Raw genomic sequence first — 24,775 nt, forward strand, 5'->3', positions numbered from 1 at the left:
CTACTGGTTGACCAACACGGGAAACACGACCTGACCGGCACCCGCCGGCCCGTGGAGGGAGACCGTGATCTCCCACTGGCCCGCCATGGGCAGGCCGACGGCGCCGCGGAAGCGGCCCGGCCCGTCGGCCGTCGCGGGCACGGGCGTGATGGCGTGGCCCATCTGCGGCATCACCGGCTCCACCGTCACGCCGTCGACGGCGGGCCCGGTCACGGCGAACGCGAACGCGTTGTCCCCGACGCGCGGCGAGTCCGCCGAAAGCTCCACGGTGTACGGCCCGGCCGTCGACTTCAGCACGGTGGGACCGCTCGAACCACCGCCGAACAGCAGCCAGCCCGCGATCACCGCGGCGACCACCACAACCACGCCGATCAGCACGACCGGTCGTCTCGTCCTCATCGGCCCCCTCCAGGACTCGCCGGAACGTCGAGCACCACCGGCACGGTCACGACGGACCAGCCGCGCTCGGCCTGCAGCCACAGCCGGTACCGCCCGGGCGCGGCGAAGGTGTAGGTGAAAGGCACGTCGGGCCCGTACGCCGCGACGGTCTCGTCCGGCACCCCGGTGAGGCCTGGCACGTACGGCGGCATCGCGTGCGCGTGCGCCCACGTCGGCGCCGCGGCGGCCGCGGCGCCCACCTGCCGGTCCGAAGGCACCGGCCCCACCACGATCAGGTGCCCGAGCATCCCCAGCCACGGCTGCAGATCCCCGGCGGGGAAGTGCGCGGTCACGGTCACGGGCACGCCGGGCTCGACCGCCGTCGTCGTGACGTCCACGGGAACCCCGTCCACGACGCGTTTTCCGGGCCCCGCAGGCACTGCTTCCGCTGTCCCCGGCGCGCCACTGACGTCTACAGTGGACCGTGGGAGCTGCACGCCACCGCCGCGCCGCTCCAGTTCCGCCGACACCGCGTACGTCCCGGACTCCGGCGGCACGAACGAAACGCGGTACTCGCCGGGCGCCACGCGCACGGGGTGCAGGTGCCACAACCGCCCCGACGGCGACACGACGGTCAGGTGCACGAACGCGTCGTCGTGCACCACGAGGTCGTCGGCGGGCCGGCCGGTGGAACCGTCGGTGAAGCGCAGGTCCAGATCGGCGGATTTCCCCGTCGCCGCAACTGTTTTCACCGCGAAGTTCACCGGCGGCCGCGAGTAGTCGGTGACGGGCAGGCGCGACATCGCGTACGGATCGGTGACGTTGTCGACGGTCGCGTCGAGCTGCTGCCCGGGCGCCGGCGGCGGGGGAGTGCCCGTGGACAGCAGCGCGCCGGTGACCGCGACGGCCAGCGCCGCGACCATCCCGCCGCCGGGCACCAGCGCGTACGCCGTCCGCCGCGAGCGCACGGCGACGACCAGCGCGATCAGCAGGAACGCACCCGCCGCCACGAACCCGCCGTACGCCGCCTTTTCCCACGGCGGCACCACGCGCGCGGGCACGACGAACGGGATCGTCGCCGTGGTCGTGCCGTCCGACAACCGCAGTTCCCACGGCCCCGGGTGGTCGACGCCGACCGAACCCGAGTACAGGCCGGGCGTCGCGCCGAGCACGACGTCGCCGCGCGAGAACACCACGCCGTCGGCCGCGGTCGCCAGGTGCAGCGGGCCCGGCGCGGTGCCGGTGTGCGTGGCGACGTCGACGTGCAGGTCACCCGGTGTCACGTCGATCCGCCGGATGACCACGGTCAGCTCGCGCGCGCCGAGCGTCTGCGCGACCAGGATGTCGGTGCCGACCGGCGCGCCGTCCGCGCGCGCCGGTGCTGTGCCGAGCGCGAGCCCCAGCGCGCACAGCACCAGCAGCAGCGCCGCGCGCCGCCCCCTCGTGGTGGTCCCCATCACGGGAAACGTAGCGAGGAACGCCCGCCCGGATCGTCACGGCGCCGGGGGAAGATCCATCCCCAGCGCGGGGGACGGCGACCCTGAGACGGCCCGAGGTTGCTAAGCGGAACACTGATCCGTATCGTTAACGGAGCAACGTTCCGCTTGCTTCGGAGGAACCAACCCCATGCAGTACCGCACCTTGGGCCGCACCGGCGTGCAGGTCAGCGCGCTCGCGCTCGGCGCCATGAACTTCGGCCGGATCGGCCGCACCACCCAGGACGAGGCCACCGCCATCGTCGACGCCGCGCTCGAAGGCGGCGTGAACGTGATCGACACCGCCGACATGTATGGCGACGGCGAATCCGAGGTCTTCGTCGGCAAGGCCATCGCCGGCCGGCGCGACGACCTCGTGCTCGCGACCAAGGCGACCATGCCGATCGGCGACGAGCGCAACCACCGCGGCAGCTCGCGCCGCTGGCTCGTCACCGCGCTCGACGACAGCCTGCGCCGGCTCGGCGTCGACCACGTCGACCTGTACCAGATGCACCGCTGGGACCCCACGACCAGCGACGAGGAAACCCTGTCCGCGCTGACGGATCTGCAGCGGGCGGGGAAGATCCGCTACTTCGGCGCGTCGACGTTCCCCGCGTACCGGATCGTGCAGGCGCAGTGGGCCGCGCGCGAGCACCACCTGAGCCGCTACGCCACCGAGCAGCCCAGCTACTCGATCCTCCAGCGCGGTATCGAAGCCGACGTGCTGCCCGTGGCGCGGGAGTACGGCCTCGGTGTGCTGGTGTGGAGCCCGCTCGCGTCCGGCTGGCTCTCGGGCGTGGTGCGCGAAGGCCGTGAGATCACCACCAGCCGCTCGAAGGTCATGCCGCAGCGGTTCGACACCGCCTTGCCCGCCAACCGGGCGCGGCTCGAAGCCGTGGAGCGCCTGGCGAAGATCGCCGACGAGGCCGGGCTGACGCTGATCCAGCTCGCGCTGGGCTTCGTGACCACGCACCCGGCCGTGACCAGTGCGCTCATCGGCCCGCGCACGCTGGAGCACCTGCGTTCGCACCTCGCCGCGGCCGACACCGTGCTGCCGGGCGATGTCCTCGACGCGATCGACGAGGTCGTCGCGCCCGGCGTCGACCTCGCCGCGCACGAAAAGTTCGACACCCCACCCGCTCTGCTTGACGCGACGCTGCGCCGTCGCTGAAAGGAACCCTCGTGTCACCTCGTTTCGGCATCATGACCGCGCCCATGCAGGTGGGCTACGACAACCTCGTCCGCGTCTGGCGTGAAGCCGACGCCGTCCCGGAGCTCGAGCACGCCTGGCTGTTCGACCACCTCCTGCCGATCGCCGGTGATCCCGACGGCCCGATCTTCGAGGGCTGGACGCTGCTGTCGGCCCTCGCCGCGCAGACGTCCCGGCTGCGCTTGGGCCTCATGGTCACCAGCAATCGCTTCCGCCCGCCCGCGATGCTCGCGAAGATGGCCACGACCGTCGACGTCGTCTCCGGCGGGCGGCTGGACTTCGGCATCGGCGTCGGCTCGCGGCCCAGCCACCCGCTGGCCCGCCGCGAGTACGAAGCCCACGGCCTGCCCTTCCTCGAAACGCGCGACGCGGTGACCGGGCTCGCCGAAGCGTGCACGGTGATCCGTCGCTTGTGGACCGAGGACGAACCGTTCGACTTCGCCGGCGCCCAGGTCCAGCTCAAGGGCGCTTACGGCAACCCCAAGCCCGTGCAGCGCCCGCACCCGCCGATTCTCATCGGCGGCCGCGCGGCCGCGACGCTGCGCGTGGTCGCCCAGCACGCGAACGTCTGGAACATCCCGGGCGGCGACCTCGAGGACGCCGTCAGCCGCAGTGCACTGCTGGACCGCTACTGCACCGAGATCGGCCGCGATCCGGCGGAGATCACGCGCTCGATCCACCTCCCGGTGTCCTACGAGGACCCCGGCCGGACGCGCAAGGCGATCGCCGAGGCCGTCGACGCCGGCTTCGGGCACGTCGTCCTCGGGCTGCCGGCGCCGTTTCCCGAGGGTGTCGCGCAGTGGGTGGCCGCGGAGCTGATCCGTTAATCCCGAGGTGTCCCGCTGAACTGCCCGCTAGGGTGGGGCGATGGGGTCGGTCAAGCAGGTCCAGGTCACCTTCGACTGCGCAGAACCTGAACGCGTCGCTCGCTTCTGGTGCGAGGTGCTCGGGTACGTCGTACCGCCGCCACCCGACGGATTTGCCACCTGGGACGACTTCCACCTCTCGCTGCCTCCTGAGGAGCGGGGCACCTCGTTCGTCTGCAGTGATCCCACGGGGGTCGGCCCGCGGCTGTACTTCCAGCGCGTTCCCGAAGGCAAGGTCGTCAAGAACCGCGTGCACCTCGACGTGCGGGCCGGCACCGGGCTCGTGGGCGAAGAGCGCCTCGCCACCCTCGAGGCCGAGTGCACCCGCCTGCTCGCCCTCGGCGCGGTCCGCGTGCGCCTGCTCGAAGCCGATGACGAAAACGAGTCGTGCATCGTCATGCAGGACATCGAGGGCAACGAGTTCTGCCTCGACTGAGGGCCGGCGAAGGGCGCCTCGCGACCGCCTCCGCGATCCGAATTTCTCGAACGCGGCGGGTCTCCCGGGAAATCGCAGCGGGCTCGCACTGAACAGGACACGAAGGCGGCTGGTCGCGTACGGGACTCTCACGATGCTGGTGACGCGGGCGCGGGTGATCGCTGGCGCGATCGACGAGCTCGACTGGGAAGTCTCGGTCGGTTCCGGCATCGTGCGGGGGCACCAGCACGCGGCCGGTGCCCGCCGCCCTGGCACGCCTCGCACAGGGGGGACGCCGGGTCGTGCGGCGGGCGCAGTGAGCCAGACGATCATTGCCATCGGCCGGTCCCGTGGCGGACCCACCACCAAGATCCACCTCGCCCGCGACGGCCACGGGCGACCGCTGTCGGTGTGGTCCTCACCGGCGGCAACGTCAACGACTGCACCATGTTCACCCACGTACTGGCTGGAATCTCGTTCCGCGCGCCGGGTCGGCGGCCGCCCGTCCCCAGCCGAGCAGGGTGCTGGCGGACATGGGCTACTCCAGCCGCGCGATCCGCTGCTAGCCGCGTCGGCTGCACATCCCGGCGACCATCCCCGAACGCCATGACCGGCAGGCCAACCGACAGTGCCGTGGCCGGACCGGTGGACGGCCACCGACGTTCGACCGCGTCGCCTGCAGACGCCGCAACATCGTCGAACGCTGCTTCAACCGTCTCAAGCAATCCCGCGCCATCGCCACGCGGTTCGACAAGACCGCCATCTCCTACCAAGGCATGCTCGACCTGGCCACCCTGCTCATCTGGCTTTCAACAGCACACCTAGTGGCCCAGGAAGTTCAGCAGGTGCTGGAGGACGAGTTCCGGCTGTTCCTCCGGCACGAAGTGGCCGCAGTTTTCCAGGCCGACGCCGGTGGCGTCGGTGCCGTACTGGCGCCACAGGTCGAGCGTCGGGAGTTTGCCGAGCAGCCCTTCCTGGCCCCACATCGCCAGGAGGGGCTGCGTGACGCGCTTGCCGGCCGCGAAGTCGGCGTCGTCGAGGTCGGCGTCGTCCGGGAAGGACGCGCGGTAGTCGTCGAAGCCGGCGCGCAGGGCGCCGGGGGCGGAGAACGCGTGGACGTACTCGGCGACGTCCTCGGCCGGCAGGCCTTGGCGCTGGAACGTCCAGCGCTCGAAGAAGTAGCCCAGGTACGCGGCGATGTTGCTGCCCGCCAACAACTCCGGCAGATCGGGCTGCAGGTGGAACAGCCAGTGCCAGTACGCCTTCGCGATGTCCTTGTCGAGCAGCCGCCACATCTCGCGCGTCGGCGCGATGTCGAGCACGGCCAGGCGCTCGACCTGGTCCGGACGATCCAGCGCCCACCGGTGCCCGACCCGCCCGCCGCGGTCGTGCCCCACCACGGCCACACGGTCGAAGCCGAGCCGCTCCGCGAGCCCGGCGACGTCGGCGGCCATCGTGCGTTTGTCGTAGCCGCCGCGCGGTTTGTCGGTACGGCCGTAACCGCGCAGGTCGGGTGCGATGACCGTGTGCGTTTCGGCGAGCGGGCCCGCGACGCGGTGCCAGCAGTGGGAGGTCTGCGGCCAGCCGTGCAGCAGGAAAACGGGCGGGCCGTCGCCGCCGCGCAAGTAGTGCACGCGGAGGTCACCGACCTGGGCCATGGAGGGTTCTAACCGGCTCATGGGGTTAGACGTTACCCGGTGTGTCTAACTGGTGGCAAGGGTTAGAATCGACTCCATGGAGTGGGTCTTCGACGGCGGCCGGCCGTCCCTCGACCTCGTCAACACCCTGCGCGACCGCTACGCCGACGGGGTCGAGCTGCTGACGTCGCCCGCCGCGCTGGCCGAATGGCTCGAGCTGGCGGGGCTGACCGCCGGCCGCGCGCGGGTGACGGAGGACCAGCTGCGAACCGCGCGCTGGCTGCGCGAAGCGGTGAACCGGCTGCTCACGGCGTCGCCGGAGCGCAAGGACGTCGAGCTGGTCAACGAGGCCGTCGAGGCGCCGGTGCCGGCGGCGCGGCTGCAGCTTTCCGGCGGCGAGCTTCTCCGCGCCGTGCCGGCGCCGCGGGACCCGGTGGCGGCCGCGCTCGCGGTGATCGCGGCCGACGCGGTCGACCTGGTGACGGGTCCGGTGGACGTCCGCGTGTGCGCGGCCGACGACTGCGGCCTGCGGTTCGCCGACGCCTCGCCGCGCCGGACCCGCCAGTGGTGCTCCATGGCCCGGTGCGGTAACCGTGCGAAGGCGCGGGCGCACTACGCGCGCAGCCGCGGTGAGTGAGCTACGGGATGAACCGGTAGGCCCACGGGTGAGCGCGCAACCAGACGTTGAGCTTGCCGATCCACCGCATGTGGGCCGTGCGCAGCGAAGCCGGGAGCACCGCGCCCAACACCCTCGTGCAGCGGCAGAACCGGTCGAACCGGCGCTGGTCAGCCGGCGTCCACCGCAGACCGAGCCGGTCGCGCAGCGGCGACGGCAGCGTCGCCCGGATCAGGAACAGCTGGGCTTTCGCTTGTGCCGCCCGGAGTTTCGGCCACCACCGGTCCGGCAGCCACCGCACGGGGTTCGGCACCGCGTCGATGGTCTCGAACAACGTCGTGATCGTTTCGTTCGGCCCGAACGACGCCACCTGCTCGGCGTAGTAGCGCTCGAACGCCGGCCAGTCCGGCGGCAGATCGCCTTCGCGGACGCCGAGCAGGCGGCCGATGTCGCACAGCTGGGCGTAGTACTCGTCGAGCTCGTCCTTGGCCAGCGGGCGACCGAAGAACCGTTGCACGTCAACGGGAACCTTCACGAGCGTCGCGTGCACCCACGCGTACGCGGCCGGGTCGAGAGCGCTGTAGCGCCGGCCGCCGTCGACACCGGTGAACGTGCGGTGCAGCTTCCGCAGCCGTTCGGCCTCGAACCGCGCGCCGTCGAGACCGCCGTAGACGTAGATCGACAGCGACGCACCCGTGCGCATCAACCGCGTCCACGGGTCCTCGGTGTAGTCCGAGTGGTCCCGCACGCCCGCGGCGACGACCGGGTGCGCCACCTGCAGCACGAGCACCTGACCGGCGAGCAGCAGGTCGCGGAAGTCCCCGAAGTACCGCCAGGCCGCGGTCCCGCGGATCACCGGCGGCGCCACGTCAGGCTCCGCGCAGCAGCATCATCAGCGGTTCGGCGGCCGGCACGTCGGTGCCCGTGGCCAGCCGGCGCAGCTGCAGCCCGGCGATGAGCGCCACGACGGGACCCGCCACGCGCTCCGGCTCCGGCACACCGAGCCCGCGCAGGATGGCCGTGGCCAGGTCGTCGTAGGCCGCGAAGCAGCGCGAAGACGCTTCGTGCAAGCCGGGGTCGCGCGCGGCCTGCAGGTACAGCTCGTGCGGCGCGAGTTCGTCGGTGCCGAAGGGGAGCTGCTCGATCACGTGCTCCACCACGGCCGCGGCCTGCTCGAGGCTGAGGCCCTCGGCTCGGTGCGCGTCGGCGATCGCGGCGAGCTTCGCCGTCTCCTCCTCGGCGAACAGCAGCATGGCTTCGCGCAGGAGCTCCGTCTGGCTGGGGAAGTGGTAGGTCAGGGTGCCGAGCGAAACCCCCGCGGCGGCCACGATGCGGCGGTTGGTGAGCCCGCCGACGCCTTGCCCGCCGACGACGTCGAGCGTCGCGCGCAGGATCGCGTCGCGGGTGTTCACCACACCCTTGCGGGGTGTCGCTCCGGCCACCGTTCGACCTCTTCCAGTTGCGCGGCCAGCGAGATCAGCCGCTCCTCGGCGTGCGAGGGGCCCAGCAGCTGGGCGCCGAGTGGCAGCCCGTCCGCCGTCTGACCGGCGGGGACGTTGATCCCCGGCCAGCCCAGCACGTTCCACGGCCAAGCGTAGGGGCACGCGGCGATCATCGTCTGGTCGGTGGCCCAGCCGGTGAGGCCGTCGACCGCGCCCGTCTTCGGCGGTGGCGTCGCGGTGGTCGGGGTGAGCAGCACGTCGACGCGCCCGAACACCGACCCGATGCGGCGCTGCAGCGCCGGTTCCAGGCGCTTGGCGAGCTTGAGCGCGCCGGCGAGCAGGGCGCCCTGGTGGGCGTTGCCGCGCGTGCGCCGGTCGAGTTTGGCGGGTTCGGGGACGCGAAGGGTCCAGTCGCGCACGCCGGTCAGCGAGCGGGGCAGGAAGGTGAGCCCGATGAGCCCGTAGCCGGGCTCGACCTCGACGATCTCGTGGCCGAGGCCTTCGAGCGCTTCGGCGGTGTGCCGCACGGCCGCCTCGACGACCGGGTCGAGCCGCGTTTTCGTTGCCGTGAACGGGATCCTGGTGGACAGGCCGATCCGCAGCCGGCCGGGTTCGCGGCGGGCGGCCTTGCGGAAGGTGTCGCCGGTGCCCGCCGTGACGTCGAGCAGGGTCGCCGCGTCCACGACGGTCCGCGCGAGCGGGCCGAGCACGGTGAGGCCGTGGAACAGTTCGCCGTCCGTCGCGATGCGCCCGCGCTGCGGCTTGATGCCGACCAGGCCCGTCCACGCCGCCGGGATGCGCACCGAGCCCGCGCCGTCCGACCCGAGCGCCGCCGCGACCACCCCGCCGGCCACCGCGGCCGCCGACCCGCCCGACGACCCGCCCGGCGTGTGCGCGGGCTGCCACGGGTTGCGCGTGACGCCGAACGCCGGCCCCTCCGTGAACGGCCACTGGCCCAGCTCCGGAGTGTTCGTCTTGCCGACGATGACCGCGCCGGCCCGCTTGAGCTTCGCGACGGCCGGCGAGTCCTGGGTGGCGTCGGGGAAGTCGCCGGCGCAACCGAACGCCGTCGGCAGGCCTTCGAGGTCGACGTCGTCCTTGACCGCGACGGGCACACCGAGCAGCGGTGAGCCGTCGCCCTCAGCGCGCCGGCGGTCGGCCAGCGCTGCGTCGTGCAGTGCGGCTTCAACGCGCAGGAAGCGGAACGCGTTGAGCACCGGCTGGCTCGCGTGCGCTCGCTCCAGCGCTTCCCGAGTCAGCTCGACGGACGACGTTTCCCGAGCTCGCAGCCGTTCCGCCTGCTCGGCGAGCGTCGGGAACGCGGAAATCTCGACGGTCATCGGCCGCTCCCGATTCTCTCGTTCGTTCGAACGAACGTTACCACGGAGCTGTGATCCGGGGCGCCTGGTTCGACAGCCGGCGGGCCGGGGGCCGACGATTACCGGGACGCCCACCCCCAGCCCACGGAGGATCGATGACGTTCGACTTCGACCGGTTTCCCGTTTTCGACGCGTTTCCGCGGGCGGGGCTCGGCAGTGGGCCCACGCCGTTGGTCGCGGCGCCGCGGCTCGGGGAAGCCTTGGGCCTGCCCCGGTTGCTGCTGAAGCGCGACGACGTGCACCCGCTCGGCGCGGGCGGCAACAAGCTGCGCAAACTCGACTTCCACCTCGGCGCGGCCCTCGCGGCGGGCGCCGACACGGTGATCACCTTCGGCGCGCTGCAGACCAACCACGGACGCCAGACGGCGGCCGCGTGCGCGCGCCTCGGCCTGCGGTGCGAGCTGGTCCTCACCGCCAAGGTCCCGCGCTCGGGCGAAGCCTACGAGCACTCCGGCAACATCCCGCTCGACCTGCTGTTCGGCGCCCGCGTCCACATCTGCGCCGACGAAGAAGAAACCACCCGCACGTACGAGGAACTGCTCGCGTCCGCCGACTACGAGGGCCGCAAGGTCGCGACGGTCCCCGTCGGCGGATCGGACGCGCTCGGCACCCTCGGCTACGTCGCCGCATCACACGAGCTCGCGCAGCAGCTCGCGGCGCTGGGCATCGAGAGCGCGCGGATCGTCGGGCCGCACGCGAGCGGCGGCACGGCTGCCGGCCTCGCGCTGGGCACGGCGCTGCTCGGCAACCTCGGCGCGGACTTCGCGTGCGTGAGCCACCCGCTCGACGAGGCCACGGACAACCTCACCCACCTCGTCACCTCGGCCGCGCAGCTGCTGGGCGTCGACACGCCGTCGCTGGACCACGTGCGCATGAGCGACACCACGATCGGCGAGGGCTACGGCATCCCGTCGCCCGAAACGTGGGGCGCGCTGCGGCTGTTCGGCCGCACCGAGGGGGTGGTGCTCGACCCCGTCTACACCGGCAAGGTCGCGGCCGCGCTGGTCGAGTGGGCGGCCGCCGGGCGGTTCGACCCGGAGGAGACGGTGGTGTTCGTGCACACGGGCGGGCTGCCCGGGTTGTACGGCTACGCGCCGGAATTCGCCGCGGCGATGCAGGAGTAGGTCAGTCCCGCGCGGAGGCCAGCGCGGGCCGGGCCTCCGCGCGGGTGGCGTCGAACTGGACGGCGACGCGCAGCAGACCCAGCAGCAGCGCGACGTCCGCGACGATCATCAGCCGCTGCGTCAAGCCGACCGGCAGCAGCTCGGTCAGCGCGTGGAACCCCGCGACACCGGCTTCGTCGAGGCGCACGAACAGGAAGCTCACCCCGAACAGCGCCAGCACGGCCACGCCCACCCGTAGCCATCGCACCACCACCGCGCGAGAAGCCGTGCCGCGCAACGGTTCCAGCAGGACCAGCGCCGCACCCGGCAGGCTCGCGAACGCGACCAGGCACGAGTACAGGTGGATCTCGCCGCTCACCGGGTCCGGGTTCGGCGGGTAGCTCGCCGGGAACACGGCCGCGAACGTCAACCCCAAGGCCCACAACGAAAGCAGCACCCGGGCACTACGCGGCAGCGGTACCCCGGCCGCCACCAGGCACCCGAGCACCGCCAGCGAACCGACGGCGAGCGAGAGCAGGGCGGCGCTCAGCAGGCCCGGATCCGTGAGCGTGTAGCTCGACAGCGTGTCGTACAGCGGATTTCGCGCACCGAACACGTTCATCACCACGAACGTGAACAGCCCCCAGCCGATCGCGGCGAAGGCGGCCAGCCGCCAGATCCGCAGCCCCCGTGACATCCCCATGGTCCACAGCTTCGCGGGGAACGGCGACGGCGTGATCAGGGATCACCCTGAATTCGACCCCTACTCGAAGTCCACGAACACCAGTGCTTGGTCGTCGTGGCGCTTCGCGCGGGGCCAGCGGGCGCCGTCCGGGTCCTGCTTCTCCGCGAGCCGCACGGCGTCCAGCACCGCGTCGGGCCCGTTCGCCCGGGCCAGTCCGAGTGCTTCGGGCCAGCCGAAGAGCTCGTACTCGTCCACCCCGATCGACACGCCGTCCGTGGCGACCAGCACGGCGTCCACCGCCTCCCGCGGCCACGACCGGCGCACGGCCTTCGCCGCCGCCAGCGGGTCCGCTTCGGCAACCCAGAACCCGCCTTCGGCGTTGCGGCGACGGCGGACTTCCGCGCCCGTCTGCAGCAGCCCTTCGTCGCGCAGCCAGACGATCCGGTCGTCGGACACGACATCCACCCCGAACCGTCCGAAAGCGACAACCGGGCTGTCGGCGAGCACGAGGGACTCCACGGAATCGGTGTCCCAGCGCAGGATCGACACGGTGCTCGACGGCGAGTTCCCGGGCGTCAGGCCGTGCGCGGAAGCGACGGCGGTGATGGCCGAGGCCAGCGCGTAGGCCAGCTCCGCGGCCGGTCGCGCGCGCAGTTCGGCGGCCAGGCGGTGCACGAGCAGCCCCGCGTACCAGCCGCCGGGCGGCAGCTCGGGGCTCGGTGACGTCGCGCCGTCCAGCACCAGCACGGCGTTGTCCAGCACGGCGACGTGGTCTTCCGTGGGGCGAGGCAGGCCGTCCGCGCCGACTCCCGCCCGTTCGGCGATCGCGATCTCGGGCATCAGCCGATGCTAACCCGACGTCAACTCAGGTTGACACGGTTCGCGTGTCAACCTAGATTGACATACATGACGGAAGCAACAGACCTGGCCGCGAGGGCGGGCGACCGTGATCCCCGGGTGGGGCTTCGCGCGGTCGCCGCGCTTCGTCGGCTCCTGGAACAACTCGAGGCCGTGCAGGTGCGCAGCGCCCGCGTGCACGGCTGGTCCTGGCAGGAGATCGCCGCCGAGCTGGGGGTCAGCCGGCAGGCCGTGCACAAGAAGTACGGGAGGCACTGATGTTCGAACGGTTCACGCAGGACGCCCGCATGGCTGTGGTGGAGGCGCAGATCGTGGCGCGCGAAGCCGGTGCGCGCGAGATCGAGCTCACCGACGTGCTGGCCGGGCTCGCCCGCACCGAGAACGGCAGCGCGTTGCGCGTGCTGCAGGAGCTCGGCGTGTCGCGCGAAGACGTGCTGGCCGAACTCGACCGCGTCCGCCGTCGCGGCGGGATCAGCGACGCCGACGTCGAGGCGCTCACGGAGTTCGGCATCGACGTCGAGCAGATCGTCGAGCGCATCGAGGAAACCCACGGTCCCGGCGCGCTGGCCGGCGGCGGGAGACGCGGCAAGCGCGGCCACATCCCGTTCGCCGCCGACGCGAAGCGCACGCTCGAACTGAGCCTGCGCGAGGCTCTCAAGCTGGGGGACAAGCAGTTGCGCCAGGAGCACATCCTGCTCGCGCTGACGCAGCAGAAGGGCCCGGTCCCCGACCTGCTGGCCGCCCGCGGCGTCGACTACGTGTCGGTCCGCCGAGCGGTCGGGCAGCGCGAGGCCGGCTAGTGCTCCTGCTCTTCGCGGCGCCGCGTCCGCCACGTGACCAGCGGCAACAGCGCCTGCGTGAGCGGTCCGATCATGAACGCGTAGAGCACGGTGCCGACGCCGAAGGTGCCGCCGAGCAGCCAGCCGACGGCGAGCACGGTCACCTCGATCCCGGTGCGCACCAGCCGCACCGACCAGCCGGTGCGCGCGGTGAGGCCGGTCATCAGCCCGTCGCGCGGGCCGGGACCGAGCCGCGTGCCGACGTAGACGGCGGTGGCCACGGCGTTGAGCACGATGCCGCCGACCATCAGCAGGATCTGGAGGGCGAGCGCGTGCTGGTCCGGCAGCACGGCGCGGACGGCGTCGACGGTCACCGAGATGACCAGCACGTTCGCGACCGTGCCGACGCCGGGTCGCTGGCGTAGCGGGATCCACAGCAGTAGCACGAACACCGACGCGATGGCGGTGACCGTGCCGAAAGTCAGGCCGGTGAGCTTGGTGAGGCCTTCGTGCAGCACGTCCCACGGGTCGAGGCCCAGGTGGGCGCGGGTGAGCATGGCCATGCTGGCGCCGTAGAGCGCGAGGCCGGCGAGGAGCTGCGCACCGCGGCGGACGGGGGCGCGGCGGACACTGAGGGGACTGAGGTCGACAACTGCCACCACTGCACTATCCGGGACAAGTGGACTGGTAAACCATGGCCAATATCGGATAATTGGCCTTATGACCTCGTCTGTCCCGCTCGGTAGCCGCGTTTCCGGTCAGCGATTGGCCGTGTTGCTGGGGGAGTGGCGCCGTCGCGGCTCCCGGCAGGGGGCGGCGGATCTCGCCGCGGCCGTCGAGCTGCACGTGCTCGACGGCCAGCTCCCCATCGGCACCCGGCTGCCCGCCGAGCGCGAGCTCGCCGACACGCTCGGCGTCAGCCGCACGCTCATCGGCGCAGCGCTCGACCGGCTGCGCGAAGACGGCCTCGTCGCGAGCCGCCGCGGCGCCGGTTCGTGGATCTCGGGCGCGGGCCGCCGCGCGCACGAACCGGTGCTGCGCGAACGCGACGGCGTCCTCGACCTCGCGCGCGCCGCGCCGCCCGCGTTGCCGGGGTTGATGACGGCCGTCGACGCGGCGCGCCGCGACCTCGTCGACCACCTCGGCGGCAACGGGTACCTCACCGGCGGCCTGCCGCGGCTGCGCGAGCGGATCGCCGAGCGCTACACCGCGCGCGGCCTGCCGACGACACCGGACCAGGTCATGGTCACCTCCGGCGCGTACTCGGCGTTCGTGCTGTGCCTGCGCATGCTCGCCGGCCCCGGCGACCGCGTGCTCGTGGAGCAGCCGACCTACCCCAACGCGATCGACGCCGTGCGCGCGACGCACGCGCTGCCCGTGCCGGTCGCGCTGGATCCCGTGCACGGCTGGGATCTCCCGGGCATCGAGGCCGCCGTGCGCCAGGCTTCACCGCGCTTCGGCTACCTCGTGGTCGACTTCCAGAACCCGACGGGGCTTCGCCTCGACGCCGCCGGCCGCGAACGGCTCGGCAGCCTCCTCGCGCGGTCGCGCACCCCCGTGGTGGTCGACGAATCGTTGGTGGAACTGGATTACGAGGGCGATCCGCTCGACGCGCCGCCGCCGCTGGCCGCGTTCTCGGGCGACTTGGTGCTCACGGTCGGCTCGGCCGCGAAGTCCCACTGGGGCGGGCTGCGGCTCGGCTGGATCCGCGCGTCGGCGGATTTGCTGGACCGGTTGCTGTCGTCGCGGTACGCCGTGGACCTGGGGGCGCCGGTGTTCGACCAGCTGGTGCTGGCGTCGTTGCTGGAGCCCGAGGGGTATGCCGCGCTCGCGCAGCGGCGGGTGGAGTTTCGGGGGCAGCGGGATGTGTTGATCGACGCCGTGCGCACGTACTGTCCTGAGTGGACGTTCGAGGTCCCGCCCGGCGGGTTGTCGTTGTGGTGCCGGCTGCCGGAGCCGATGAGTACGCGGTTGGCGGTGTCTGCGGCGAGTCATGGGGTGCAGCTGGCGCCGGCGTCGCGGTTCGGGGTGCATGGGGGGTTGGAGAGGTGGTTGAGGGTGCCGTTCGGGTTGCCGCGTGAGCAGTTGCTTGAGGCGATGCGGAGGGTGAGTTTGGCGGTGGCTTCGGTGCGGGGGTGTGCGGATGTACCTGCGGTGAATGTGCCGGTGACTTAGGGGTTTGGGTTTTTGTGTGCGGTCTCGTTGCGGAGGGGATGTGGGCCTGCGCGGGTGCGGTTGGGTTGTGGTGGGATGCGGTCCTGCGCGGGGGCGTGTTGCGGGGCGTAGGCACCCCGAAGCTTGAGTGTGACTACGGCCGCTGACCCCGTGTCAAGGCGGGAAAGCGTGCCTTGACACGGGGTCGGCGGCCGTGTGGAAGCTTCGGATCGAGGTGCCGGGCAGGGACTGGGCGCATCCTCAGTTGGGCGGTCGGGCGGCCGTGTCGTATGCGTGGTGCGTCGCCGTTTCGAGGTGCTCGGCAAGGGCTGAGTGCAGGCCTTTCTGCGTGGTTTGGCGGCGGATTCGCATGCGTGGTGCGTCGCCGTTCGAGGTGGCGGGCAGGGGCTGGGCGCGCCCTCGGTGGGTGGTTCGGCAGCGGTGCCGCAGGTGGGGATACGTCACCGTTCGAGATGCCCGGCAGGGGCTGGGCACGCCCTCGGTGGATGGCTCGGCGGCGGTGCCGTAGGTGGGCGTTCGTCGCCATTTGAGGTGCTCGGCCACGGGGCTGGATGGAGATCTCTTTCAGTTGTCGACAGGCTGTGTCGCAGGTGGCTGCGCGTCGCCTTGCATGGCTGGTTGCCGAAGTTGGGTCGGCGGCGCGCCGCAGGCCGTGGCTTTCAGCCGCCCGCCGGCAGTGGGGTGGCTCAGAAAAGCAGCTGTGCCACCGTGTAGATGATCAACCCCGCCAAGGCGCCGACCACCGTGCCGTTGATGCGGATGAACTGCAGGTCGCGGCCGACCTGGAGTTCGATCTTGCGGGACGTTTCTTCGGCGTCCCAGCGTTCGACGGTGTCGGTGATGATCGTGGTGATTTCCTTCGAGTAGTTCTTCACCAGGTAGGCCGCGGCGCCTTCGACCCAGCCGTCGACCTTGGTGGAGAGGCTCGGGTCCGAGGTGAGGCGGTCGCCGAGGGATTCGAGGGCGCCGCGGACGCGGAGGCGCAGTTCGCTGGACGGGTCTTCGGCGGCGTTGAGCAGCATCTCCTTCGCGGTGGCCCAGGCGGAGCCGATGAGCCGCTGCACCTCGGCGTGGTGGACGATCTGGCCCTTGACCTGCTCGGCGCGCTCCATGGTCCTCGGGTCGGTCTGGAGGTCCTGGGCGAACTCGCCGAGGAACTTGTCCAGCGCGAGGCGCATCGGGTGGTTGACGTCGGTCTTCACGGCCCACGCGAAGGTCAGCACCTCGCCGTACACCTTGTCCGCGAGCATCTCGTCGACGAACTTCGGCGACCAGCTCGGGGCGCGGTCCGAGACGACGCGCAGCACGGTCTGGTGGTTGTCGCGCACCCACTCGTACGCGCGGTCGCACATCAGGTCCACCAGCTTGTGGTGCGCGCCGTCCTCGAAAACGCCCGCGAGGATCTTGCCGAGCGGCGGGCCCCACGGCCGGTCGATGACCCGCTTGACCACGGCTTGTTCCATGATCGCCTGCACGTCTTCGTCGCGCAGTACCGTCACGGCGCCGCGGACCACCGTCGCGAGCTCGGACGTCACGCGCTCGGCGTTCTCGCGCTGCGAGAGCCAGCCGCCGAGGCGCCGGGAGATCTCGACGCGCTTCAGCTTGTCGCGGATGACGGTCTCGGACAGGAAGTTCGAGCCGACGAAGTCGCCCAGGCTGTTGCCGAGCTGGTCCTTCTTGTTCGGGATGATCGCGGTGTGCGGGATGCGCAGGCCGAGCGGGTGCCGGAACAGCGCGGTGACCGCGAACCAGTCGGCGAGCGCGCCGACCATGCCGGCTTCCGCCGCCGCGCGGACGTAGCCGACCCACGCGGGCCAGCCGGCCGCCTCCGCCCAGCTCGTGAGCAGGAAGACGACCGTGGCGCCGAGCAGGAAGGCCAGCGCGACCAGCTTCATGCGGCGCAGGCCGCGCTTCTTCGCCTCCTCGCCGGCGGCGCCTCCGGGCGGGTCCGCGGGCGTGACCTTGGCTGGGGTGAGTTGCTCCACAAGGCCATTGTCCGTGAGGATGCGTTTTCGTGCGTGAACCAGCTCTCGTCCCTCGCCTCCGGCCCTTCACCGCGACCATCTTCGCGGAGATGACGGCGCTCGCCGTGAAGCACGACGCCGTCAACCTCGGCCAGGGCTTCCCCGACACCGACGGCCCCGCCGGCATGCTCGAAGCGGCCAAGAACTCCCTGTTCGGCGGCGACAACCAGTACCCGCCCGGCCCGGGCCGCCCCGAGCTGCGCGCGGCCATCTCGCGCCACCGCACCCGCTACGGCACCGAGTACGACCCCGACACGGAGGTCCTCGTCACGGCCGGCGCGACCGAAGCCATCACGGCGGCGCTCATCGCGCTGGTCGAGGCGGGCGACGAGGTGATCGTCGTCGAGCCGTACTACGACTCGTACGCGGCGGCCGTCGCGATGGCCGGCGCCCAGCGGCGCGTGATCGGCCTGCGCGAGACGGCCGGCGGGCGCCTCGAGCTGGACGTCGACGCCCTGCTCGACGCCGTCACGCCCCGCACCCGCGCCGTGCTGCTGAACTCGCCGCACAACCCGACCGGCACGGTGTTCTCGCGCGCCGAGCTGGAGGCCGTCGCGGCGGTGTGCGTGGAGCACGACCTGGTCGCCGTGACCGACGAGGTCTACGAGCACCTCGTGTTCGACGGCGCCGAGCACGTCCCGCTCGCCACCCTGCCCGGCATGCGCGAGCGGACGGTCGCGATCTCCAGCGCCGGCAAGACGTTCAACTGCACCGGCTGGAAGATCGGCTGGGTCTGCTCGACGCCCGAACTCGTCGCCGCGGTGAAGGCGGCGAAGCAGTTCATCACGTTCGTCTCGGGCGGGCCGCTGCAGCCGGCCGTCGCGTACGCGCTGGACCACGAACTCGCGTGGGTCGAACAACTGCGCACGAGCCTGCAGGACAAACGCGACCGGCTCTCCGCGGGCCTCGCCGACGCGGGCTTCGCCGTGCGGCCGAGCACCGGCACGTACTTCGTGACGGCCGACGTCCGTCCGCTCGGCTTTTCCGACGCGGCGGAACTGGCTTGGCAACTGCCCGAGCGCGTCGGCGTCGCGGCCGTGCCCGTCAAGGTGTTCACAGATCACCCGGACGAGTGGAAACACCTGCTGCGTTTCGCCTTCTGCAAACGGAACGAGGTCATCGACGAAGCCGTCGAGCGATTGCGGCAACTCGTCTGACCACTTCCGCTGGTCGCGGCCGGAGCGCCCGGCGAGTCCGGGCCGGTGACGCTCCGATTTCGTTGACAGTGCGTCAAGCCGGAAATACCGAGAGTACGTTTTCGGGCTGAAACATCAGGTCAACCGCAGTGCGACCGGCCGCCCGGATGGCCGCAGCCCGTCCGTCCGGGCACACGCTCCGTGATCAACTTCGGCCGTTCGGACACCGGAGCCGGTAAGCCCGTTCCGCCTTACGGGGTGGATCGAACGCAGGGAAGATGAAACACTCGCGGGCGGTGCTAGAAAGAGTGCAGCCCCGGGGGAACTGCGACCTGGCCGGAGAAGAACCCAGTTGGATCAGCCTCGTGCGGCGAACCGCATGAGCTTCAGGCGCGGACGGTGGTGGTGGCGTGAGCGGCACGGAATCCGTGCGCACCGTCGCACCCCCGGTCACCAGCGCTGATCCCGCCCTCCGCCGCCCGCGACCGTGGACTGCACCTCTCTCCCGGCCCGCTGCGCGAATCGCGTTGGCGGGCGGTTTGACGGTCGTGGGGTGGCTCCTGGGAGCCGTGCTCGCCGGCGCGAGCGCCGACGCGGCCGAACACCCCCACGGCGGTGACACCTCCGGCGGGACTGTCGCAACGGCACCCGGGCGCGCTTCACACGGCGAGGCCGCGGAAAAGGCGCGGGAACACCGGCACAGCCACCACAGTTGGGTTCAGACGTCCACATGGGACTGGCACCACGGCGGCCCGTCCGGAGCGTCGACTTCGGACACCAGCACCGCGACCGACAGCGGCTCGTCGAACGGCAGCAGCGGCTCCCCCGAGTCCGCCGCGACGAGCGACAACGGCTCGGACCACTCCGGCACCAGCAACCCGGCCCAAGGCGGCACCGCGGACGACAACAGCGGCTCGCACGAGACCGGCACACCGAGCACCAACGATCCGGACCAATCCGACAACGACAGCAGCGGCTCCCACGAGACCGGCACGCCGAGCGACAACGGCCTGGATCAGTCCGGCACCGGCAACCCGTGCCAGGACAGCAACTCCGGCACGTCGACCGGCACTGGCTCGGACCAGTCCGGTTCGGCCGGCTCCAGCTCCGGCACCTCCACCGGCGCTGGCTCGGACCAGTCCGGGACCTCGTCCCCCAGCAATGAGTCACCCAGCTCCGGTACGAACTCCGGCCAAGGCGGCGAAACGAGTGCGCCGACTGGAACCGGCTCGGAGCAGTCCACAACAGACCAGACGCCCCTGCGCACGAGTGGATCCCCGAGCGGCGGATTGCTCGGCGGTCTTCTCGGCGGCGTGCTCGGGGTCGTGGACACCACCCTGACCTCGGTCACCGGCGTCGTCGACACGGTGGGCGACGTCGGGGGCAGTGTGCTGCCGCCCGTGACGACCATGCCGGGCACGGGTGAAGACCCGCCGCTGATCCCGATCGGCGACGTGCTCGGGCCGGTGTTCTCGGGCGGGTCCGTGAGCGGCGGGGTCAGCGCGACGGCGCCCGAGCCGGCGACCGCGCCCGTCCCGGAGATCGCTGCGGTCGCGCCGGGGACGTCGACCGAAGCGGTGCCGGCGACGGCACCGGAGCAGGAGATCCACGGCGTCAGGTACCTCGGCGCAGTGCACCTGATCCCCGTGCAGCAGAGCGCCGCCGCGGCCAAGCAAGACAGCGCGTCCCACCTCGGCGCCGCGAACGGCGGCGGCGGGGGCGGGGGCGGCCTGCCCTCGGCGCCCAGCGCCCCCGCCGCACCCAGCACCACCGCCAACTCGGGCCACGACGGCTCGGGCGGCGCGCGGCAGCCGTTCGCGGTCGCCGCGGACAGCGTCACGACGACCCAGCTCAAGCTGATCGGCGTGAGCCGCGACCACGAAGTCGCGGGGGCGGGTCGCGAAGCGGCCCTGCCGACCACCTCTCCGGACTGACCGACCACCCGGTCCTCCGGGGAGAGCCACGTCCAGACCAAGATCAACTTCTTGGAGCGCGCGCCCGTTCGCAGCGCCTGGCTCACCCCACCGCACGCATTTCCCCAGGGGCTGAACCATGCGCAAGACCTCGCTTCCCGACCGGCCGACCGCGCCCGGCCGGATCGGGTCCTGGTCCCGGCGCCGCGCGGCCCCCGCGGCGCCGGGACCCACAACGGGCGTGCTCCGGAGGTTCCCGCTCACCGCGCCGAGCGGGAACCTGCGCCAACCGAAGCCCGCCTGAGCCGTCGGCGGCTCCCGGCACGTCGAGGGGCTGTGCCGGGACGCCGCCGCGGCGCCCGCTCAAACCGAGCGGGTGACGAACAGCCGGTGCACCGAATGCGACCGCCACCATCCCTGGGTGGCCGGACCATCCGGTGCACCGGCTGTTTATGTCGGTGCCCTGGAACCTCAGTCACGGCCCCCCGGAACGAGTCTCCACCGAGCCACGCACCGACGCCCTACACCAGCCCCACCACCGGCCGACGACCCAACAGCCCCGCGCAACAACTCAACAGCGACGGGCTTCCAACCACGAAACCGCCGGCCGACAACGCAATGAGTCATGCACCCAGCCCCGCCCCGCCTCAGCCGACGCGCTCAACTCCGCCACCCACCCAAGGCGACGCAAAGCGATGCACGCAACCGCCGCCCACCACCACAAGGCTGCGCCCAGGCCCCTGCCAACCACCTCAAAAGGCGACGCACCACGCATACGGCACCGCCGCCCGACCACCCCACTAAGGATGCGCCCAGTCCCTGCCCGGCACCTCGATCCGAAGCTTCCCCACGGCCGCCGACCCCGTGTCAAGGCACGCTTTCCCGCCTTGACACGGGGTCAGCGGCCGTAGTCACACTCAAGCTTCGGGGTGCCTACGCACCGCAACACGCCCCCGCGCAGGACCGCATCCCCACCACAGATCAGCCGCACCCGCCCCCGCGACGGCCCCCAGACCCCATCCCCCACACAGCCCAATCCAACCCCTCCACAACCACTCCCCGCACCCATCCACACGCAACCCGTGCCTTTACCACACCCGGGGGACCCCAGAACCAGTTGTCCACAGGAACCTGAGTTATCCCCCGGGTTATCCACAACTTTTCACGGTGATGGCCTAACGCCCATCCACAACTTGTGGGGATCCGGTGCTTCTGCACGTGCACATGTGGTGCCCACCCCGACTTGTCCACAACCCCATTCGGGCAACGTCAGTTGTGCACACCCGTCGCCCGGGCGCGCCAGGTGCGCGCCTTTTCGCGATTTCCGCAAACGCGCATCGAACACCAGGTGCGCGAGCGGTTGCGGGACTCGTCGTAGAAGGCCCAGAGGCAGTCGTCCGCCGGGCAGATCTTGAGGCGCACCCAGTCGCCGCGGATGGCGAGGCGGGTGGCGGCGGCGAGGATCGTCGAGGTCGCGTCGGTGCCGCGCAGGCTGGGCCCGCCGTCGTCGAGGGAGAAGACGAGGGGGACTTCGAGGGAGGCGCCGGGCAGCCGGGGGTCGCCGACGGCCGCGCGCAGGCCGTCGCGCGCCGCGCGCGCGTCGTCGCCCTCACCTGGGGACAACTCGTGTTCCTCGGCCCACCGTCGCCAGAGTTCGGGGTTGTCCAGTACGTCCTCACCGTGCTCGATGTCGACGGTGTTGAGGAAGTCCACCACCAGGGTCGCGTCGGTGTGCACGCAACCAGTGTACGAGGGATGCTGGTTGCTTCGTCGAACGATAACTCCCATAATCCGAACACCGGTTACTGGAGGGAGACGAAACATGAGTGCGACACCGACCTTCGGCGGCGTGGCCATCGACTGCCCGGACCCCGCGGCGCTCGCCGGCTTCTACCGCGCGCTGCTCGACTGGACGGAACCCGAGGTGACGCCCGACGGCCACTGGGCGCGGCTCGTCAACCCGCTCGGCGGTGCTCGTCTGGAGTTCCAGCGGGTGACGGACTACCGGGCGCCGGAGTGGCCGTCGGCTGAGAAGCCGCAGCAGGCGCACGTGGACCTGGACGTCACGGACCTGGAGGCCGCGCACGAACGCGTGCTGAGCCTCGGCGCGAAGCTGCTGGACGACTCGCCGAAGACGTTCCGCGTGTACGCCGATCCGGTCGGGCACCCGTTCTGCCTGTGCGCGTGCTGACGCGGCGGGCGGAATCTGCGTAGTCTCGGCGGGGTGATTTGTCCGAAGTGTCAGAACCGGATGCGGGCCGTCGACAAGAACGGCATCCACATCGAACAGTGCGAAGCGTGCCGCGGGATCTTCCTGGACCACGGTGAGCTGGAGCAGATCGTCGGGGCCGAGAGCTCGTACTACGGGCAACGGCCACCGCCGCCGTACGCGCACAGCCGGCCCGACTCGCCGCGCCCGTATCGCGGCGGGTACTCCGATTCGCCGCGGCCGTACCGGGGTGGATACGCGGATTCGCCGCGGCCGTATCGCGGTGGCTACTCGGATTCGCCGCGGCCGTACGGCGGGCACCGCAAGCGCAGCTTCCTCGAGAACCTGTTCGACTGACCGCCGGTGTGCGCTCTCGACCTGCGGATCTGCCCAGCGTGCGGCGATCGGGCCGAGTCACCGCACGCTTCGGGCGCCACGCTGGTGTGCTCGGCGTGCGGCCACCGCTGGCCCTTCCGGCGGTTGCCGCTGTTCGCACTGACGGGGCCGAGCGGCGCCGGCAAGTCGACCGTCGGGCCGGCCCTGGCGGCGCGGCTGGCTGGGGATGCCGTGGTCCTGGAGCAGGACGTCCTGTGGACAGGTGCCTGGCACGGTGACACCCGCGGCTTCCGCGCCACCTGGCTGCGCACCGCGGCGATGCTGCACCAGAACGGCCTGCCCGTCGTGCTGTGCGGCACCGTCGCCCCGCAGGAACTCGAGCCCCTCCCGGAACGCATTTTCTTCTCCGACGTGCACTACCTGGCCCTCGTCGCTTCCCCGGACGCTCTCGGCAAACGCTTGCGCGCCCGCCCCGCCTGGCGCGAATGGGATGAGCCGCGCATCGAGGAGATGCTGGAGTTCAACCTGTGGATACGGACGCAGGTCGAGCACATCGACACCACGGCCGTTTCGCTCGACGAGGTGGTTGCGCAGGTGGAGAAGTGGGTGCGGTCGAACCTGGCGGGTGGCCTACCTGGGGATGGTGAGTAGGTCGAACCCAACGAGCCGCGCGCGTGTGGACAAGCAGTTGGGTCGGACCCAACGACCTGGCCTGGCTGGGGATGCGTGGGTGGTCGGACCCGCCAAGCGCCCGCAGGGTGGGGATAAGTAGCTGGGCCGGACCCAGTGAGGAGTGCTGTTGGTGCGGCCGGGTAGGTCGGACCCAGTGGGCAGTTCGGTCGAAGAATGTGGTTCGGCTGGGGTGAGCGGGCAGTGCCGGCAGTGCGGCTGAGGCGGTGCTCCTGGCCTGGTTCTTGCCGATGTTGGGGGCGAAGCCGCGCGGATGTTCGCTGGTGGCTGTTGGGGCAGACCCCTGCACTGCGCAGAGCGGAGGCCGGTGGGGATGGGCAGGTGGGGTCAGCCCAGCGAGCTCTGCTGCTGGGGCTAGCGGTTGGGTCGGACCCAACAACCTGGCCCGGCTGAGCATGCGCGGGTGGGTCGGACCCACTTAGCGCCTGCAGGGTGGGGACGAGTAGCTGGGTCGGTCCAAGCGAGGAGTGCCCGCTGGGGCTAGCGGGTAGGTCGGACCCCACGAGCGGTGCTGTCGGGTGTGGCTGAGTGGGTTAGACCCAGCGAGCGGTTGGGGTGGGGGGCAAGCGTTTGGGTTGGACTCTGCGAGCGGTGCTGTCGGGTGTGGCTGAGTGGGTCGGACCCAGCGAGGGGTTGAGGTTGGGGACGAGCGGTTGGGTCGGACCCAGCGAGGGGTTGAGGTTGGGGACGAGCGGTTGGGTCGGACCCAGCGAGCTGTTGTGGGCGGCGGAGCTGGGTGGGTTGGGCCTAGTCGCAGAGTTTCCAGCGGAGGCCGTCGGGTTCGTCGAGCCAGAATTCTTGGTGGGGGCCGTCCAGGGTGAGGCCGAAGCGGTCGCGTTGGGGGCGGCCGAGGGAGTCCCAGAGGACGTAGGCGCGTTCGGCGAGGTCCCAGAGGGCGCGGGGGCCGCCTTGGGCGATTTCGAGGGTGGTGCCGCGGGTGCGGTAGCGGGCCCAGGAGCCGTCGGGGTGGGTGAGGGCGAAGGAGCCTGGGCGGGGGCGATCGTCCGAACCCGAACCCGAACCCGAACCTGAACCCGAACCGGGACCCGAACCTGGACCCGGGCCCGAACCCGGACCTGGACCCGGACCCGAACCTGGACCCGAACCCGGACCCGGGCCCGAACCCGGGCCCGAACCCGGACCCGGGCCCGAACCCGGACCCGGACCCGAACCCGGACCCGGACCTGGACCTGGACCGGGACCCGAAACCGGACCTGAACCCGAATCCGTCCCCGACCTCAGCCCCGGGCCCGAGGTCGGGCCTGAGCCGGAAGCTGGAACCGGTTCTGAATCCGAACCGGTACCCGCGCCAGAACCACGATCCGAGGCCGAATCGGCACCGGAGGCGGAGGCCGCAGAGCCCGTCGCCGGATCGGTGGCGCCGTCCCTCGGCGAGGCCGTGGTGCCGCAGCTCGGCGAGGCCGAGGGGCCGGCCGGAGGCTCATCGGT

26 protein-coding genes are annotated in these 24,775 nt (G+C 71.5%); 13 read left to right on the top strand and 13 right to left on the bottom strand.

What is annotated here, in order from left to right; translation table 11 throughout:
* A complete protein-coding gene (locus tag ACIA77_RS00960) occupies window positions 1-399 on the bottom strand; it encodes a FixH family protein (protein WP_395883700.1) in 399 nt (132 codons plus the stop codon).
* Window positions 396-1,835, bottom strand: coding sequence for a hypothetical protein (locus ACIA77_RS00965; protein WP_395883701.1), 1,440 nt, complete (start codon window positions 1,833-1,835; stop codon window positions 396-398). The genes ACIA77_RS00960 and ACIA77_RS00965 overlap by 4 nt, the downstream gene beginning before the upstream one ends.
* Window positions 1,836-2,004: 169 nt before the next feature.
* Between ACIA77_RS00965 and ACIA77_RS00970 the strand changes: the two genes are divergently transcribed.
* From ACIA77_RS00970 to ACIA77_RS00980, 3 genes are read left to right on the top strand one after another with little or no spacing between them, the layout of a single operon-like run.
* Window positions 2,005-3,024, top strand: coding sequence for an aldo/keto reductase (locus ACIA77_RS00970; protein ID WP_395883702.1), 1,020 nt, complete (start codon window positions 2,005-2,007; stop codon window positions 3,022-3,024).
* A gap of 11 nt (window positions 3,025-3,035) precedes the next feature.
* Entirely contained in the window at window positions 3,036-3,890 is an 855-nt protein-coding gene (locus ACIA77_RS00975; RefSeq protein WP_395883703.1) for an LLM class flavin-dependent oxidoreductase, read from the top strand.
* A 40-nt stretch (window positions 3,891-3,930) separates the two neighbouring features.
* Window positions 3,931-4,365, top strand: a complete 435-nt coding sequence (locus tag ACIA77_RS00980; protein ID WP_395883704.1) for a VOC family protein — start codon at window positions 3,931-3,933, stop codon at window positions 4,363-4,365.
* Between the two features lie 800 nt (window positions 4,366-5,165).
* Here the strand turns inward: ACIA77_RS00980 and ACIA77_RS00985 are convergent.
* Window positions 5,166-6,023 carry an alpha/beta fold hydrolase gene (locus ACIA77_RS00985; protein ID WP_395883705.1) on the bottom strand — a complete coding sequence of 286 codons (858 nt, stop codon included), beginning with the start codon at window positions 6,021-6,023 and terminating at the stop codon, window positions 5,166-5,168.
* A 55-nt stretch (window positions 6,024-6,078) separates the two neighbouring features.
* On the opposite strand from ACIA77_RS00985, the gene ACIA77_RS00990 reads away from it, so the two are divergent.
* Complete coding sequence (locus ACIA77_RS00990) at window positions 6,079-6,618, top strand: CGNR zinc finger domain-containing protein (RefSeq protein WP_395883706.1); 540 nt, start codon at window positions 6,079-6,081, stop codon at window positions 6,616-6,618.
* Window position 6,619: 1 nt separating this feature from the next.
* Here ACIA77_RS00990 and ACIA77_RS00995 read toward each other — a convergent pair whose 3' ends face one another.
* From ACIA77_RS00995 to ACIA77_RS01005, 3 genes are read right to left on the bottom strand one after another with little or no spacing between them, the layout of a single operon-like run.
* Window positions 6,620-7,465 carry an oxygenase MpaB family protein gene (locus tag ACIA77_RS00995; protein WP_395883707.1) on the bottom strand — a complete coding sequence of 282 codons (846 nt, stop codon included), beginning with the start codon at window positions 7,463-7,465 and terminating at the stop codon, window positions 6,620-6,622.
* Window position 7,466: 1 nt separating this feature from the next.
* Entirely contained in the window at window positions 7,467-8,039 is a 573-nt protein-coding gene (locus ACIA77_RS01000) for a TetR/AcrR family transcriptional regulator (protein ID WP_395883708.1), read from the bottom strand.
* Complete coding sequence (locus ACIA77_RS01005) at window positions 8,006-9,379, bottom strand: amidase (RefSeq protein WP_395883709.1); 1,374 nt, start codon at window positions 9,377-9,379, stop codon at window positions 8,006-8,008. The genes ACIA77_RS01000 and ACIA77_RS01005 overlap by 34 nt, the downstream gene beginning before the upstream one ends.
* Before the next feature lie 134 nt (window positions 9,380-9,513).
* Here ACIA77_RS01005 and ACIA77_RS01010 point away from each other — a divergent pair, with 134 nt between their 5' ends.
* Window positions 9,514-10,542, top strand: a complete 1,029-nt coding sequence (locus ACIA77_RS01010) for a D-cysteine desulfhydrase family protein (RefSeq protein WP_395883710.1) — start codon at window positions 9,514-9,516, stop codon at window positions 10,540-10,542.
* 1 nt (window position 10,543) lies between these two features.
* Here the strand turns inward: ACIA77_RS01010 and ACIA77_RS01015 are convergent, their stop codons facing one another.
* Both ACIA77_RS01015 and ACIA77_RS01020 read right to left on the bottom strand, forming a co-directional pair.
* Window positions 10,544-11,224, bottom strand: coding sequence for a DUF998 domain-containing protein (locus ACIA77_RS01015; RefSeq protein ID WP_395883711.1), 681 nt, complete (start codon window positions 11,222-11,224; stop codon window positions 10,544-10,546).
* A gap of 60 nt (window positions 11,225-11,284) precedes the next feature.
* Window positions 11,285-12,046 carry a hypothetical protein gene (locus ACIA77_RS01020; RefSeq protein ID WP_395883712.1) on the bottom strand — a complete coding sequence of 254 codons (762 nt, stop codon included), beginning with the start codon at window positions 12,044-12,046 and terminating at the stop codon, window positions 11,285-11,287.
* 66 nt (window positions 12,047-12,112) lie between these two features.
* Between ACIA77_RS01020 and ACIA77_RS01025 the strand changes: the two genes are divergently transcribed.
* Window positions 12,113-12,322 carry a sigma factor-like helix-turn-helix DNA-binding protein gene (locus ACIA77_RS01025; protein ID WP_004559389.1) on the top strand — a complete coding sequence of 70 codons (210 nt, stop codon included), beginning with the start codon at window positions 12,113-12,115 and terminating at the stop codon, window positions 12,320-12,322.
* Entirely contained in the window at window positions 12,322-12,864 is a 543-nt protein-coding gene (locus ACIA77_RS01030; protein ID WP_395883713.1) for a Clp protease N-terminal domain-containing protein, read from the top strand. Before ACIA77_RS01025 ends, ACIA77_RS01030 begins: the two co-directional genes overlap by 1 nt.
* On the opposite strand, the gene ACIA77_RS01035 is transcribed toward ACIA77_RS01030, so the two are convergent.
* A complete protein-coding gene (locus tag ACIA77_RS01035; RefSeq protein WP_395883714.1) occupies window positions 12,861-13,502 on the bottom strand; it encodes a YitT family protein in 642 nt (213 codons plus the stop codon). The genes ACIA77_RS01030 and ACIA77_RS01035 overlap by 4 nt on opposite strands.
* 61 nt (window positions 13,503-13,563) lie before the next feature.
* Here ACIA77_RS01035 and ACIA77_RS01040 point away from each other — a divergent pair, with 61 nt between their 5' ends.
* Window positions 13,564-15,018, top strand: coding sequence for a PLP-dependent aminotransferase family protein (locus ACIA77_RS01040; RefSeq protein ID WP_395883715.1), 1,455 nt, complete (start codon window positions 13,564-13,566; stop codon window positions 15,016-15,018).
* Window positions 15,019-15,704: 686 nt separating this feature from the next.
* On the opposite strand, the gene ACIA77_RS01045 is transcribed toward ACIA77_RS01040, so the two are convergent.
* Window positions 15,705-17,003, bottom strand: coding sequence for a DUF445 domain-containing protein (locus ACIA77_RS01045; protein WP_395883716.1), 1,299 nt, complete (start codon window positions 17,001-17,003; stop codon window positions 15,705-15,707).
* Between the two features lie 29 nt (window positions 17,004-17,032).
* Between ACIA77_RS01045 and ACIA77_RS01050 the strand changes: the two genes are divergently transcribed.
* A complete protein-coding gene (locus tag ACIA77_RS01050) occupies window positions 17,033-18,199 on the top strand; it encodes a pyridoxal phosphate-dependent aminotransferase (RefSeq protein WP_395883717.1) in 1,167 nt (388 codons plus the stop codon).
* A gap of 697 nt (window positions 18,200-18,896) precedes the next feature.
* Here ACIA77_RS01050 and ACIA77_RS01055 read toward each other — a convergent pair.
* Both ACIA77_RS01055 and ACIA77_RS01060 read right to left on the bottom strand, forming a co-directional pair.
* Complete coding sequence (locus tag ACIA77_RS01055) at window positions 18,897-19,172, bottom strand: hypothetical protein (RefSeq protein ID WP_395883718.1); 276 nt, start codon at window positions 19,170-19,172, stop codon at window positions 18,897-18,899.
* Between the two features lie 21 nt (window positions 19,173-19,193).
* On the bottom strand, window positions 19,194-19,445 hold the full coding sequence (locus ACIA77_RS01060) for a hypothetical protein (protein ID WP_395883719.1): 252 nt from the start codon (window positions 19,443-19,445) through the stop codon (window positions 19,194-19,196).
* Between the two features lie 58 nt (window positions 19,446-19,503).
* On the opposite strand from ACIA77_RS01060, the gene ACIA77_RS01065 reads away from it, so the two are divergent.
* Window positions 19,504-20,112: a hypothetical protein gene (locus ACIA77_RS01065; RefSeq protein ID WP_395883720.1), complete on the top strand. Its 609-nt coding sequence runs from the start codon at window positions 19,504-19,506 to the stop codon at window positions 20,110-20,112.
* Between the two features lie 1,248 nt (window positions 20,113-21,360).
* On the opposite strand, the gene ACIA77_RS01070 is transcribed toward ACIA77_RS01065, so the two are convergent.
* Window positions 21,361-21,828 (bottom strand): CGNR zinc finger domain-containing protein, encoded by a 468-nt coding sequence (locus ACIA77_RS01070; protein ID WP_395883721.1) that lies wholly within the window; start codon window positions 21,826-21,828, stop codon window positions 21,361-21,363.
* An 85-nt stretch (window positions 21,829-21,913) separates the two neighbouring features.
* Here ACIA77_RS01070 and ACIA77_RS01075 point away from each other — a divergent pair, with 85 nt between their 5' ends.
* From ACIA77_RS01075 to ACIA77_RS01085, 3 genes are read left to right on the top strand one after another with little or no spacing between them, the layout of a single operon-like run.
* On the top strand, window positions 21,914-22,282 hold the full coding sequence (locus ACIA77_RS01075; protein WP_395883722.1) for a VOC family protein: 369 nt from the start codon (window positions 21,914-21,916) through the stop codon (window positions 22,280-22,282).
* Window positions 22,283-22,297: 15 nt separating this feature from the next.
* Complete coding sequence (locus tag ACIA77_RS01080) at window positions 22,298-22,657, top strand: zf-TFIIB domain-containing protein (protein WP_395884304.1); 360 nt, start codon at window positions 22,298-22,300, stop codon at window positions 22,655-22,657.
* 6 nt (window positions 22,658-22,663) lie between these two features.
* Window positions 22,664-23,287, top strand: a complete 624-nt coding sequence (locus ACIA77_RS01085; RefSeq protein WP_395883723.1) for a nucleoside kinase — start codon at window positions 22,664-22,666, stop codon at window positions 23,285-23,287.
* The last annotated feature ends 1,488 nt before the right edge of the window (window positions 23,288-24,775 follow it).

The organism is Amycolatopsis sp. NPDC051903 (assembly GCF_044452505.1).
GTDB lineage: Bacteria > Actinomycetota > Actinomycetes > Mycobacteriales > Pseudonocardiaceae > Amycolatopsis.